Genomic DNA, 12,892 nt, shown 5'->3' on the forward strand with positions numbered 1-12,892 from the left:
AAGGTATTGATTATCCAAAATAAGGATACTTATTGTACAGGCACTTTTTTGTAATGCACTGTAAAAAAGCCCACTTTTTCAGTGAGCTTAACTGCAACCTTTTCAATATTATTATAACCTATTAAAATCAAAAGGTTTTCATCATCCAATGATTTCATGTTTCAGTGTTTGTATTCCTTCTTTCGTCTGGACAATTTCACCCTCACTATCAAAAATCCATAATTTAAACAAACACAGACAAAGCAAATTGATTATCAATCATATACATTAGAAATATTTTCAACAGGCAGAATAAGAGTTTGGATAATGTCCTGCCAGGTTCACAAACCTAAATGGCTCAATTTGATCTAAATTGAGCCATTTTTTATTCTTTATTTCCAAATAAGCCAGAATATTTACTGATTATACAGCCTAAGAATCTCTACCAATTCCGGTATGGATCGTATTTTCAGCTTCTCAAACAGCCTGTTTTTATAAGTGCTGATCGTTGATGAATGGAGATTCAGCTGATTAGAAATTTCTTTGAGAGGAAGACCTTCTGCCAGCTTATTGGCAATTTGCAATTCTCGGTCTGATAGTGTTTCAATGGGAGAATTTTTTGCCGCGCCAGTTAATGACTCTAAAAAAATTGCTTCTTTTATGTTATCACTCACGTATCGGCCCTTACTGAGCATCGCCGTTAAAGCAGTCTCAATGACTTCAGTGGAGCTTAGCTTGCTTAGATAGCCACCAGCACCCATTTTTAGATAACGCATCCCATACAACTCTTCATCCTGTGAAGAAAATATTAGAATTTTTAATTCAGGCTGGTGAATTTTTATGTAATCTATTGCTTCCTGAACAGTACCATTAGGCATATTAACGTCCATAATGGCCAGATCCAATTTTTCATTCAGAATTACTTTGTACAGCGATTTATAATCCTCTACTTCTGAAATGATGGCATCGGGTCTTAATCGTTTGAGTGTTTGTATCAAACCCATCCGGACGATACCGTGATCATCTGCTACAACAACACGAATGTTTACTTTTGAACCCATCATTCTATAAATTTATGTAAAAAAAGGGAAACCGTAGTGCCTTTATTTTCAGTGGAAATGATTTGGATGTTTCCATTCAGCAAGGATATAAAATTTTTTACAATTTTCAAACTTAATCCAACTCCTTTCTCACCCGCAGTCCCCAGGAATACGGGATTATCATAAGTGTAGATCACAGGTAAATACTTTTCATTTATTCCCGTTCCGAAATCAATTACGGAAAGCACAACCTGATCTCCTTCTGTAAGTTCCTGTAAATAAACATCCTGCCCCGGCAAGGAATATTTTACCGCATTGTTGAAAATTTTGTCTAAAACATATTCTAGCAACAGGCGATCGCTTGTAAGAAATGCATTGTGATCCCCTTTAAAATGAAATTTAATGTTTTTTTCTTTTAATTTGGCAGCATATTTTTCTTCTAAATAATGAAAAAGATCCAACACCATGATTTTAACGGGTTTAATGTTAAATTCCCCGTATTGTGTTTTTAGCCAGGCAACGCTGTCCTGGATAGTTTGAAGATTCTTCCGGGCATCTCTTTTTATCTGTGGCAACAACTTAAAAAAATCTTCCTCGCTTATGGTCTTCTGTTCTAGTTCTTCTATAAGCCAAAGAAAGGTTCCAAACAGTTCTTTTGAGTCATGAGACAATATCGAGATCAGTCCGTTCTTGAAATTGATTTCGTTTTCCTGTCTTTCGATTTTTAATTGTAGTTCGTTGATAAAATCATTCATAAATTCAGTATCATGGTTTTAGAAGCTGCTTGAATTATTTTTTTTGAAAAAGGCAGAAAGGGTTATATTGTTTAAATGCGAATAAAAACATATAGTTAAGACCCCTCTTCCAGGGTTGGCAAGTTATAAAAAATATCATATTAGTAAAAAGAAAAATTAAATAGGATTTACCTGAAACAATAAATCCCCTATTTTCTTTAACTAAAAATCGCTTTGTACGGCATAATATTCCGACAGACTTCTACCTTGGTAAACTGTTTACTGCATTACCGACATGGTCAAAAGATAGATATGGAGAATATCAAGAGATAACTGATCAATGATACAAGATAAAAAAGTGACAGCCTGAAACGTCAATAATGAATAGCCAGGCTACCAAAATACATTAAAGGTACTGAAAAGGGGGATGATGAAGGAAAACTCATCAAAGGAAGAAAACGTTTCTATGTAGAGATACTTTAGGAAATATTTTGGACAGTTTTGTGTTTTGGTATAATTGCTATGATGGAACCACTGCCATAAAATATTGGCATAAAATGCACTCAGAACACGAATTACTGGAAGGCATACAGCTTATTATGCCGATGGAATTTTTAGAAGAATTTCGCCAGCAAATAAAAACAAAAGATGAGATCGAAGCAGAATACCTAAATCCGGATACACCAAAAGGCAAAATTGAAATGCATTCTTTTGAATGCTTATTTTTATCAATATCGTGCTGATCAGGCGAATGAGTATTGATATAAAAAGTATTGTTAAATAGCCGTAAAACTATAATAAACATTGATAGAGTAAGTGGTATTTTCCTTCCCTACCAAACTTTGGGCCCCTGCAGGTGGTATGGTGTATCTTACGTTCAGTCCCCGGTCCAAAACCGGTGTTCCGTTAAAGAGTATTTTTTGGGGAATTTTGGATAAGGGCACATTTACAGAACTTCCATCTATGCCAATTTGTAATATGTTGGAATTGATATCAGTCTGCAGGCCGCCTTTCTTGAAATAATTTTCGTCCGATTTTACATAGAGTTCAAAATTTTCATTATTGGACAACATAATCTGGTTCGGAATCATTTGTGACTGACCATCGGTGTAATGGGCAGCAGTATTAAAATTGAAGTTTACATTGCGGCCGGAACTGGGAATGGTGATCTCCGAAAGAGGGAGCACCTTTAGCTGAACAGCCATATTTTGCAAGCTGTTAATGGAGTTATCTGTACTTCTGGCATTGAGATTCAGTTCAAACGTATATGTTCCGGCTTCAAAAAAATAGTTTTTAAAATCTTCCGCAGACACATGAAGATCCGGAATGAAGCTGTTTCTGTTTCCCGCTATAACACTGAAATTAGCCGCGGAAAAATTCTGAAAATCGGCAGATAAGGCTTTGGTTGTGAGTGTAGATCCGTTACTACCCAATTTAATACTTGCTATATTTCTGGTTCCCGGAACACCTTTTGAGGACGTGAACTGAATATTTGTGGAAGCAGCTTTCGCCCAAAAATTAAAATCGACCGTATGCGCTATTTCCGTATTCCCCAAATCCCACACCCGCATACTTGTATTGCGGTAGTCATTCAAAGAAGATATTTCTATGTATTTTGTTAAAGAGTTTGTGATCCATCGTATAGATGAAGGAATCGCTAAAATTGTTTTAAAATTATGTGGTGTGAAGTCATTATAATTCTGAGTGATATCCATGGAGTAATTCCCGGCCCGAAAGGCATTGGCAGTGAATTGTGAGGCAGGAATTTTAAATGTAAAATTGATATTGCCCCGGTTGAATCCTCCTCCGAGACTGGTTGATGGCGGTTCAAACCATTTTATAGCGCTTGTACTGAACGACTGAAAACCTGGTAAATAGCCTGAAAGTCCAGTAGATGGCAGCTGGCCTCCCATGCTTTCTAACTGCCACAGAAGAGTGGAACCGGGTAAAGTAAATGAAGAAGAAGAGTGGGTAAAATTTGGTCCCGAAACAGAGGTAAATGTAGGAGCTATCGGGAGTAATCCCAAAAAGGCATAATCCCAGTTTGTTCTGTTGGCGTTCGTCATTACCCTTGTAGGTACTGAGGTAAATTCGGTCCTGTTAAAAATATTATTTTCAGGAACCGACAGGTACACATCCTGAGCTTTTGTGGCTGCAGATCCGCAGAATACAGTAAAAATTCCTATTAAAAAAGCCCTCATCTTTTTCATACTTTTAAATTTAAAACTTTTTCACCTTAATGGTGGTGTCTTTCTTCTTATATTCAAAAACCACAGTTTTTGAGTAACCTTCTTTTGTCACCTGAATAGTTTGGGTGGGTTGTGTATAGGTGTATTTGTCATTTTCAATATAGAGGTCGTATTTTCCATCTTTCAGGAAAAACTCAAACTCATTTTTCTGATTAACCACTGCGGTGTAAATTTTACCATCTTCACCTTTTGCATACACCACGATTCCTGTTACATCCGTTTCTACATTATCATAAGCTTGTCTGATCTCCGTTAATTTCCCGCCTACCCTGATGTTTTTTACCAAACCTACTTTGCGGTTGATATTGTTATGCACCATAATAACAGGATCCGTCATCAACCTGGAACCCGCACTTTCGTTCACCTTCAGTGTGTAGGTACCTTCAGGCACATTCTGAAAAACTACTTTTCCATTCTTATCCGTCATCGCCACATAATTGTCCAGTTTTACGATTTCATTAGCAAGTACCGATTCACCGGACTCCAGAAGTCCATTGAAATTTTTATCTTCAAAGAACTGGAATGCCACTTTATGATTTCCGAGAGCCGTAGCTGTGGTAAAATATTTTTTAATCCCCACTCTGAACTGGTAATAACTGCCACTGCTTGCATATTCAGCGGTAGATTTATAACCGGAAAGATTAAAATAACCTGTGGTGGACCAGGAAGGAGAAATCTTATATTCCAGATTACCGGTAATATTGCTGTTTAAATTTTTATAAAGTTCCGAATAGAAGGCTCCGGCTGAAAAAGATCCGGTCAGATTATGATTAAGCATCTGGAAATTATACGAGGCGTATACATTGTAGTTGGCAAAATTACGGTCTGCATTGTAATAAGAAGTTAAATCAAAGACACTGGTAGCATTCCATTGGGCTGTTCCGTTAAGGGAAAATGACTTATATCTGTAAGATAAAGTTGTTTTCAAACTGTTGAACCAATCAGGTTTATTATTCTCTCTTGAATAAGAATATTCCGCTGTCAGGTTCAATCCGTGGGCACCTAATGTAGTGCTGATGTTGGCTTCCAACTTGTATGAAAAAAGTTCCTGTGCTGTATAAAAATTAGCTGTTTTCTGGCTTTCAACCTTTGGAGAAAGCAGAAAATTCCACTTCTTTAAAGAAAACTGATACCCTAACCCCAAAGCTTCTGTACTGTTAAAATAATACCGCAAATTAGCGGTATTCCCAGATTGGATTGGCTCATTCTGGAAACTCAGGAACTCAGGTTCTACCTGCGAATTCTGATATTGTATAAAAGCGCGCTGTGAAGCGGAAAATTGGTGACCGATTCGCTGATTTGAGAAAAAAGATCCCCGCTTGATCCCTGCATAGCTTTTGGTGGCAAAGGAATTGACAGACTGTATATCCCATTTTCCTATTTTTCCCTCGTAATTTGCTCCCATTAAAGCTCCTGCATTTTCATCGTTGTTCGAAAGCCCTTTTTCTTGGCTCAGCCCCATCTCCATGCGGATGGTGTGTTTATCGTTAATTAATAAGGATGTTGCTGCGTTCGCCACCTGTGTATCTACATTAAAACGCGGATCATGGTCGAATATATAGGACACTTTCCCATTGAAAGATTTAGCATTCCCGAAACCATATTTTGCCCCCACCATGGTAGATCCTTTGGTTTGCTGGAAATAAGTACCGTACAAGTTATAATTATTTTCCAGCGCAAGAATTTCAATCTGATTATTATTTCCGAATTTGGTAGAAATTTTCCCTCCTCTACCGAAAACCGGGTAATCGTAATCGTTGCTGTTAACATTTCCTACCCGTAATACCGTATTTTTCCTCTCCAGTTCCAGCCAGGTATCATACAGATTATAACGGCCGTCCAGATAGTAATCCGCACCAATATTGAAGCGCGATCTTAAATTATCAGTTACCTGAAACGCTGTATTTCCCCTCAATTGAAGATAATTAAAACCTGAACTGTTTTCATTATAGCTAATTTCCGCAAAATTACTTCCGCTCACCGCTTCGTTTCCCCTGGCAATTTGCCTGTTGTGTGACAAAACGACCAAGTAGAGCGTGTTGCTTCCCACGATTTTATTATCAAGCAGGTCTGTGACGATTGCATTAATATTAAATTCGGGATAAATTGTATTCTGTTTTCTGACTGCAATTCTGATTTCAACCGTTTGTTTTTCTAAACCTTCCAGAGTTACGGTTTGTTGTTTTGGCATCATTTCCAAACCATCGGGAATGGATTGCAAATCAATCTTAACAGTTCGTTTACTATACCCCTGGTTTTCTACAGTGAGCAGAATTGAGGATTCGGGCACAGCAGGGTTAATGAAATTTTCGTAAGTGGCGGTATAAATTGCTATGTTTTTGTTCTCGCCTTTAGTAACGAAGAACGAGGCGCTTTCAGTTCTGGTGACCGTTGCGGTGGCGTACGAAACCTGGAATCGGATCTCATTGGATCTCAGTTTCATAAAATCCACGTTGGCGATCAGCTTCACAGGAAGATTTTTAGACTGGCCCGCACCTAAGGTAAAGTCATTTTTAGGATAAAAAAGCAATCCCGGATAGTTTTCCTGAGGTAAGATATTCTGAATGGTAATCTCTTCAGAACTTTTATTTTCAATGACCAGGAAATTGGTAAAAGTAGAACCTTTCTCAACAGCTACGCTGTCATTTTCAAAATGGATCCGGATATCCTTCTTTTCCTGAGCAAAGGCCAACGAAAAGTGCAGAAAAACAAATACAAAAAATAAGATTGTTCTTCTTAGCACTGATATCGATATTCCATTCTGTGGTTTCAAGACTTAGTTTTAAAATTTAAAGTTTTTTTCTCCTACACGTAAATCATTGGATTCTGCCATTTTGATAATAACCACGCCAAGGAAGTTCCCTGAAATGTTCTCTGGTAAAGAAAATTGAACGGTCTGATTGGTATCCGGAAACATGGAGATGGCAATTGCGGGTAATTTTATTTCCTTACCGCTGTCTTTGTCGGTGAGTTCAAACTCAACGGTGGCATCATTGATGGTGTTTCCATCATTATGGATGCTTACTGCGACTTTTCTGTTCGCTGCATTCTCATTACTCACCTCTGAAATATTGGTAATATCCAGGCTTTTTACATGGTTTCCCGGTGGAGTATAAAAGATGTGAAGTCCCACCTCAAATAAGGTGATAATACCAATACCATTCTGAATACGTGCCTTATCAGCCTGCTGAGGAAGCTGGGTGAAAAACAACATGCTGTTCGTAATGGCAGACTTTGATGCATTTGCCGGAATCTGCATGGTTACTACAATCTCCTTTGTACTTTTCGCAGGAACTGTTACCGTGTTTTCTAAGGTGGACACCCAGGAAGCATTGGAAGTTTTTGAACTGCCTGGTTCAAGATAAACCTTATTTCCGTCTTCTTCTCTAACCCAATCTTTATAGTTGAGATTAAAAACATAATCCTTATCCGAGCTGTTTTGAAGTGTGACTGTCTTTGTTACTTTTTCTCCCGGATTACCTGTGAAAAACAAGCGTGTAGGCGACATAGAGATGCTTTGTGCCAGAATTGAAGAAGATCCTGTAAGGATAAAGAAAATGAAAAGGTAAATGAACTTGTGCATGGTGTAAATAGTTTAATAATAAAGATTCCCAAAACTACTGAAAACGCAGCAAAAGGAACCTTTACAGACTAAAAATTTTATTACAAAGCAGTCGCGGTATAAGTTACTGTTTGCGTGTAAGTTCCGGCCGGTTTACCTAAAATATCAGAAGATGAAGATTTTGCAGCTGGAATAGTGTAGTCCAGATTCAGTGTTAATGCGCTTCCTAGTGGGGCATTTGTAACTAAATTCTGATCCGTTGCAGATAAAACTACAGCATTTTTAGTTCCGCCCATTGTTCCGGCAGCTGTAGCTGCTTTGATAGTCAAAACATTGACAGGGATCAGGTTCGTTCCATTCATGAAATTAGCTCCTCCTGCATTTACTTTAACATTAAAGTTCTTTGTTGAAGTTACCTTCAAAGAGTTGGCTTTAGTAATTGTTTGATCAGAGTTATAGTCTGCTGCTGTAACATAGTTGAAATCAACTGTATTACCAATTGCAGTACTCCCTGCGTCGATAGAGATTACATCGTTAAGGGTAATGTTTACCGTTGTGGTTGCAGTTGTATTTTGAGCTTGAACATTGTTAGTCCCTAATATGATTGCTCCAAAAGTTAAGGCTGAGATTACGATTTGCTTTGTCATGATAGTAATATTTAATTTTTATTTTTATTTAATTATTCTCTTTTGTATACTGCAAATTTACAGTGGCGATAAAAGTTTCTTTGTAGTGGAAAACGGAAGTTCATGTAGTAAAATCACTACACGGTTTACTCATTTGGTTTAAATAGAAAAACCCTCAATACCTGAAAAGTGTTGAGGGCGCATATATATTGATGTGTTTTTTTTATTTTTTTATAAAGCAGTCGCTGTATAAGTTACCGTTTGTGTATAAGTTCCGGCCGGTTTACCTAAAATATCAGAGGATGATGATTTTGCCGCTGGAATGGTATAGTCCAGATTCAGTGTTAATGCACTTCCAAGAGGAGCATTGGCTACCAAGGTTCTTTCTCCTGGGGATAAAACCACATCGTTTTTGGTCCCGCCCATATTTCCGGAAGCTTCTGCAGCTTTGATTGTCAAAACATCTACAGGGATTGAGTTTAAACCATTGACGAAATGCGGCCCTCCTGCTTTTACCTTTATATTAAAATTCTTCGTTGAGGTAACTTTTAAAGAGTTGGCTTTGGTAATTGTATGATCAGAGTTATAGTCTGCTGCAGTAACATAGTTAAAGGCAACTATACCACCAATTGCTGTACTTCCTGCATCTATAGAGATTACATCGTTCAGGGTAATGTTTACAGCCGTGGTTGCGGCTGTATTTTGAGCTTGAACATTATCAGTTCCAAATACAACTACTCCAAAAGTTAAGGCTGTGATGGCGATTTGTTTTGTCATGGCAATAAGATTTAATTATTATTCTTGTTTAATTGTTCTCTTTTGAACATTACAAATCTACAGCTGCTATAAAGCAGTCGCCGTATAAGTTACTGTTTGCGTATAAGTTCCGGCCGGTTTACCTAAAATATCAGAAGATGATGATTTTGCCGCTGGAATGGTATAGTCCAGATTCAGTGTTAATGCACTTCCAAGCGGAGCATTGGATACTAAAGTCTGATCCGTTGCAGATAAAACTACAGCGCTTTTTGTTCCGCCCATTGTTCCGGCAGCTGTAGCTGCTTTGATAGTCAAAACATTCACAGGGATCAGGTTCGTTCCATTCATGAAATTAGCTCCTCCTGCTTTTACTTTAACATTAAAGTTCTTTGTTGAAGTTACCTTCAAAGAGTTGGCTTTAGTAATTGTCTGATCAGAGTTATAGTCTGCTGCAGTAGCATAGTTGAAATCAACCGTATTACCAATTGCTGTACTTCCTGCGTCGATAGAGATTACATCGTTCAGGGTAATGTTTACGGTTGTAGTTGCGGTAGTATTTTGAGCTTGAACATTGTTAGTTCCTAATATGATTGCTCCAAAAGTTAAGGCTGTGATTACGATTTGCTTTTTCATGATGGTAATATTTTATTGTTATTTTTACTTAATTGTTATCTTTTGTATACTGCAAATTTATAGTGGTGCTAAAAATTTCTTTGTAGTGGAAAAAGGAAGTTCATGTAGTAAAATCACTACACGGTTTATCATTTTGACTTAAATAGTAAAGCCCTCAACACTTTCTAAGTGTTGGGGGCGTATTTAAATTCCTGTTATTTCTATTATAAAGCTGCCGTAATATAAATTAACGTTTGCGTATAATTTTTCTTTAGGTTTTCACAAAAATTTACTGAATGTTTGGTGTTATGTATTAATCAGATTTAAATGTCCAAAAACATAGTTTCTACCTTACAGCTGACAGATACTTATTTCCGGGTTTTGAATTTTATCTATATCGGTACAATACATATAAAATCAAAGGCCTCCTGAGGAAGCCTTCGAAACACCAAATCACAAAATATTAATATGAAAAATAATTAACTTATAAAGCTGTTGCAGTATAAGTTACCGTTTGCGTATAAGTTCCGGCCGGTTTACCTAAAATATCAGAAGATGAAGATTTTGCAGCTGGAATAGTGTAGTCCAGATTCAGTGTTAATGCACTTCCAAGAGGAGCATTTGTAACTAAATTCTGATCCGTTGCAGATAAAACTACAGCATTTTTAGTTCCGCCCATTGTCCCGGCAGCTGTAGCTGCTTTGATAGTCAAAACATTGACAGGGATCAGGTTCGTTCCATTCATGAAATTAGCACCTCCTGCTTTTACTTTAACATTAAAGTTCTTCGTTGAAGTAACCTTCAGAGAATTGGCTTTAGTAATCGTCTGATCAGAGTTATAGTCTGCTGCAGTAACATAGTTGAAATCAACCGTATTACCAATTGCAGTACTTCCTGCGTCGATAGAGATTACATCGTTAAGGGTAATGTTTACCGTTGTGGTTGCGGTAGTATTTTGAGCTTGAACATTGTTAGTCCCTAATATGATTGCTCCAAAAGTTAAGGCTGAGATTACGATTTGTTTTTTCATGATAATAATATTTAATTTTATTTTTATTTAATTGTTCTCTTTTGTATACTGCAAATTTACAGTGACGATAAAAGTTTCTTTGTAGTGGAAAATGGAAGTTCATGTAGTAAAATCACTACACGGTTTATTTATATGCTCAAAAAGCAAAGCCCCCAATACTTTGAAAGTATTGGGGGCTTTGCTTTTTAAAATTGGGTATTTACTTACAATGCAGTGGCAGTATAAGTTACTTTTTGTGTGTAAGTTCCCTGGGGTTTTCCAAGAAGTACTTTGGATGCATTTTCCGCCGAAATGGAATAGGCAATATTTAAAGACTGCTTGGTCCCTAAACTTGCATTACTCACCAGCACCTGATCAGTTGTAGATAAAGTGACCTCATTCAGGTTCCCCGCCAAACTTCCGCCCGGTATTGCTTTTACCTGTAATATATCTACAGGAATTACGTTTGCGCCACTTACAAAATGGGTCCCTTCAGATTTTACTTTTACATCAAAATTTTTGGAGGAAATAATGATTAAGCTATTGGGAACTGTTACATTTTTAGATGAATTATAATCATTTGTGCTCCCATAATTAAAATCTACAGTGCCTTCCGAAGCAACGGAGCCAATATCCATTGCAATAACATCCGATAAAATAATATTTACTGATGTACTCACCTGGTCTGAATTTTGTGCCATAACCTGTTCGGTTCCTAAGGCGGTTGCTCCCAGAGAAAGCGCAGCGATAAAGAGTTGTTTTTTCATGATTAATAAATTTAGTGGTGTATATAATATTGTCATTCAGAACTAATTATAAATCTAATAACATTAAATGACATTACCAAAACTTTTCTTATCAATAATTAAGCATTATCATAATAAAATTTACAAATATTTAAATATGTTAGAGAAAAATACAACTTAAACACTAAAATATTATCTATCTTCTAATAAATAATTTACAGAAAAACAAAATGGACACTCTATCTATGAACAATGTTCTTACAATGAACAAATCAGAATATTGAAATTCAAATGTTCTATTATATCACCATTGTTTCACAACAATTATGATGAAACCTTAAGTATTTTATTTGAAGAATTAAAATTTATATTTCTATTTTTTCTCTGCTCTGACTTTAAGATTCTTTAGCCAGATTTGTAGTGAACTTTCCAAACCTTTTTGAAATGTACTCCTAAATAGGGATACTAACCATCCTTCCATACTTTCTTCAACTTTCACTGAGCAAAAATTGTAAGAAAACGAAGACAGTCGTCAAGTACTGGGTGAAAAATAAGTCAAAAAAATGTCAATCAGCTGTTTATATGGTAGCTAACTGTCATATGATTATGGAAGGCATGAACAAAATTTGTACTTTTAACCCATCCGTTATATGGTAAAGAAATTGTAAAAGATGGCATCGATACCCCCAATTAAAACCTATCATTTTCTGCCCTTTAAATATGGTTCAGAGCTATTATTGGATCTTGGCCGTATTGAAACTCTGAAAAATTATGTATTAGACAGCACATTGCATCAGCTTAGTTTTTACGAAATTATTTTCATCAGAGAAGGATCCGGAACATTGGCTTTGGATGAGAATAAAGTGCCAATTCACCCGCGAACCATAATTTTTACCAGTCCCGGACAGGTTCGCCGATGGGAAATTGAGGAAGAGGTAAAAGGCTACACGCTGTTTTTTGAAAAAGACTTTCTCCATCTTTTTTTTTCAGATGAGTTTTTTCTGTATCGGTTTCAGTACTTTCATCAGTATTCACATCCCGCTGAAATGCAGATTGATGAAACATCATTCGGAAAATGCCTGCAACTTTTACAGGAAATAGAACAGGAGTTCGGACAGATCCAGAATGACAGCAATCATATGATCAGGTCACTTCTATATCAGCTTCTTATCATACTCAACCGTTATTATGCCGGTGTTTACCATGTCCCAGGCGACACCTATGTACATGCAGATTTCTATAGATTCAGGTCACTGCTGGAAAAAAGATTCTTACAGGACCAGACTGTTGAGGCCTACACCAGAATGCTAAACATAAGCCCCGGATTCCTCAATAAGATATGCAGGCAGTTCAGCGGATTGTCAGCACAACAAATGATTCATCACAAGCTGGTTTCGGAAATAAAGAAACAGTTGCACCAGAATAAATCCGCAAAAGAGATTTGCTATGAGTTGGGATTCTCTGATCCATCCAATTTCAATCGTTTCTTCAAAAAATTTGCTAATGTCACGCCCCAGCAATACCGAAAGAGCATAAAATGACAACTTTAAAGATAAAATGACCTTTTTGCAGGCGATGA

12 protein-coding genes are annotated in these 12,892 nt (G+C 36.8%); 1 reads left to right on the top strand and 11 read right to left on the bottom strand.

Annotation, left to right across the window (positions count from 1 at the left end; genetic code table 11):
- Nucleotides 1-29 precede the first annotated feature (29 nt).
- The 11 genes from BUB03_RS22175 to BUB03_RS02350 form a co-directional block, all read right to left on the bottom strand.
- Nucleotides 30-158: a hypothetical protein gene (locus tag BUB03_RS22175; RefSeq protein WP_262484325.1), complete on the bottom strand. Its 129-nt coding sequence runs from the start codon at nt 156-158 to the stop codon at nt 30-32.
- Nucleotides 159-395: 237 nt separating this feature from the next.
- Nucleotides 396-1,043 (bottom strand): response regulator, encoded by a 648-nt coding sequence (locus BUB03_RS02300; RefSeq protein WP_228374782.1) that lies wholly within the window; start codon nt 1,041-1,043, stop codon nt 396-398.
- Nucleotides 1,040-1,774, bottom strand: a complete 735-nt coding sequence (locus BUB03_RS02305) for a sensor histidine kinase (protein WP_073059971.1) — start codon at nt 1,772-1,774, stop codon at nt 1,040-1,042. Before BUB03_RS02305 ends, BUB03_RS02300 begins: the two co-directional genes overlap by 4 nt.
- A 755-nt stretch (nt 1,775-2,529) precedes the next feature.
- A complete protein-coding gene (locus BUB03_RS02315; protein WP_073059974.1) occupies nt 2,530-3,963 on the bottom strand; it encodes a hypothetical protein in 1,434 nt (477 codons plus the stop codon).
- Between the two features lie 10 nt (nt 3,964-3,973).
- Nucleotides 3,974-6,775: a hypothetical protein gene (locus BUB03_RS02320; RefSeq protein WP_228417739.1), complete on the bottom strand. Its 2,802-nt coding sequence runs from the start codon at nt 6,773-6,775 to the stop codon at nt 3,974-3,976.
- A 9-nt stretch (nt 6,776-6,784) separates the two neighbouring features.
- Entirely contained in the window at nt 6,785-7,585 is an 801-nt protein-coding gene (locus tag BUB03_RS02325; protein WP_228417741.1) for a fimbrial biogenesis chaperone, read from the bottom strand.
- A gap of 80 nt (nt 7,586-7,665) precedes the next feature.
- Nucleotides 7,666-8,211, bottom strand: coding sequence for a peptidoglycan-binding protein LysM (locus tag BUB03_RS02330; protein WP_073059978.1), 546 nt, complete (start codon nt 8,209-8,211; stop codon nt 7,666-7,668).
- Between the two features lie 210 nt (nt 8,212-8,421).
- Complete coding sequence (locus BUB03_RS02335; protein ID WP_073059988.1) at nt 8,422-8,967, bottom strand: peptidoglycan-binding protein LysM; 546 nt, start codon at nt 8,965-8,967, stop codon at nt 8,422-8,424.
- Between the two features lie 66 nt (nt 8,968-9,033).
- Nucleotides 9,034-9,579 carry a peptidoglycan-binding protein LysM gene (locus tag BUB03_RS02340; protein ID WP_073059990.1) on the bottom strand — a complete coding sequence of 182 codons (546 nt, stop codon included), beginning with the start codon at nt 9,577-9,579 and terminating at the stop codon, nt 9,034-9,036.
- A gap of 463 nt (nt 9,580-10,042) precedes the next feature.
- Nucleotides 10,043-10,588, bottom strand: a complete 546-nt coding sequence (locus BUB03_RS02345; protein WP_040994255.1) for a hypothetical protein — start codon at nt 10,586-10,588, stop codon at nt 10,043-10,045.
- Between the two features lie 203 nt (nt 10,589-10,791).
- On the bottom strand, nt 10,792-11,334 hold the full coding sequence (locus tag BUB03_RS02350; protein WP_040994253.1) for a hypothetical protein: 543 nt from the start codon (nt 11,332-11,334) through the stop codon (nt 10,792-10,794).
- 650 nt (nt 11,335-11,984) lie between these two features.
- Between BUB03_RS02350 and BUB03_RS02355 the strand changes: the two genes are divergently transcribed.
- Nucleotides 11,985-12,854, top strand: coding sequence for an AraC family transcriptional regulator (locus BUB03_RS02355; protein WP_040994251.1), 870 nt, complete (start codon nt 11,985-11,987; stop codon nt 12,852-12,854).
- The last annotated feature ends 38 nt before the right edge of the window (nt 12,855-12,892 follow it).

It is taken from the genome of Chryseobacterium oranimense (assembly GCF_900129755.1).
Taxonomy (GTDB): Bacteria; Bacteroidota; Bacteroidia; order Flavobacteriales; family Weeksellaceae; genus Chryseobacterium; species Chryseobacterium oranimense.

Coding starts and splice junctions, on each gene's coding strand:
- BUB03_RS02345 (WP_040994255.1), bottom strand. CDS start 10,588: ATGAAAAAACAAATCGTAATCTCAGCCTTAACTTTTGGAGCAATCATA.
- BUB03_RS02340 (WP_073059990.1), bottom strand. CDS start 9,579: ATGAAAAAGCAAATCGTAATCACAGCCTTAACTTTTGGAGCAATCATA.
- BUB03_RS02305 (WP_073059971.1), bottom strand. CDS start 1,774: ATGAATGATTTTATCAACGAACTACAATTAAAAATCGAAAGACAGGAA.
- BUB03_RS02355 (WP_040994251.1), top strand. CDS start 11,985: ATGGCATCGATACCCCCAATTAAAACCTATCATTTTCTGCCCTTTAAA.
- BUB03_RS02330 (WP_073059978.1), bottom strand. CDS start 8,211: ATGACAAAGCAAATCGTAATCTCAGCCTTAACTTTTGGAGCAATCATA.
- BUB03_RS02335 (WP_073059988.1), bottom strand. CDS start 8,967: ATGACAAAACAAATCGCCATCACAGCCTTAACTTTTGGAGTAGTTGTA.
- BUB03_RS02350 (WP_040994253.1), bottom strand. CDS start 11,334: ATGAAAAAACAACTCTTTATCGCTGCGCTTTCTCTGGGAGCAACCGCC.
- BUB03_RS02315 (WP_073059974.1), bottom strand. CDS start 3,963: ATGAAAAAGATGAGGGCTTTTTTAATAGGAATTTTTACTGTATTCTGC.
- BUB03_RS02300 (WP_228374782.1), bottom strand. CDS start 1,043: ATGATGGGTTCAAAAGTAAACATTCGTGTTGTTGTAGCAGATGATCAC.
- BUB03_RS02325 (WP_228417741.1), bottom strand. CDS start 7,585: ATGCACAAGTTCATTTACCTTTTCATTTTCTTTATCCTTACAGGATCT.
- BUB03_RS22175 (WP_262484325.1), bottom strand. CDS start 158: ATGAAATCATTGGATGATGAAAACCTTTTGATTTTAATAGGTTATAAT.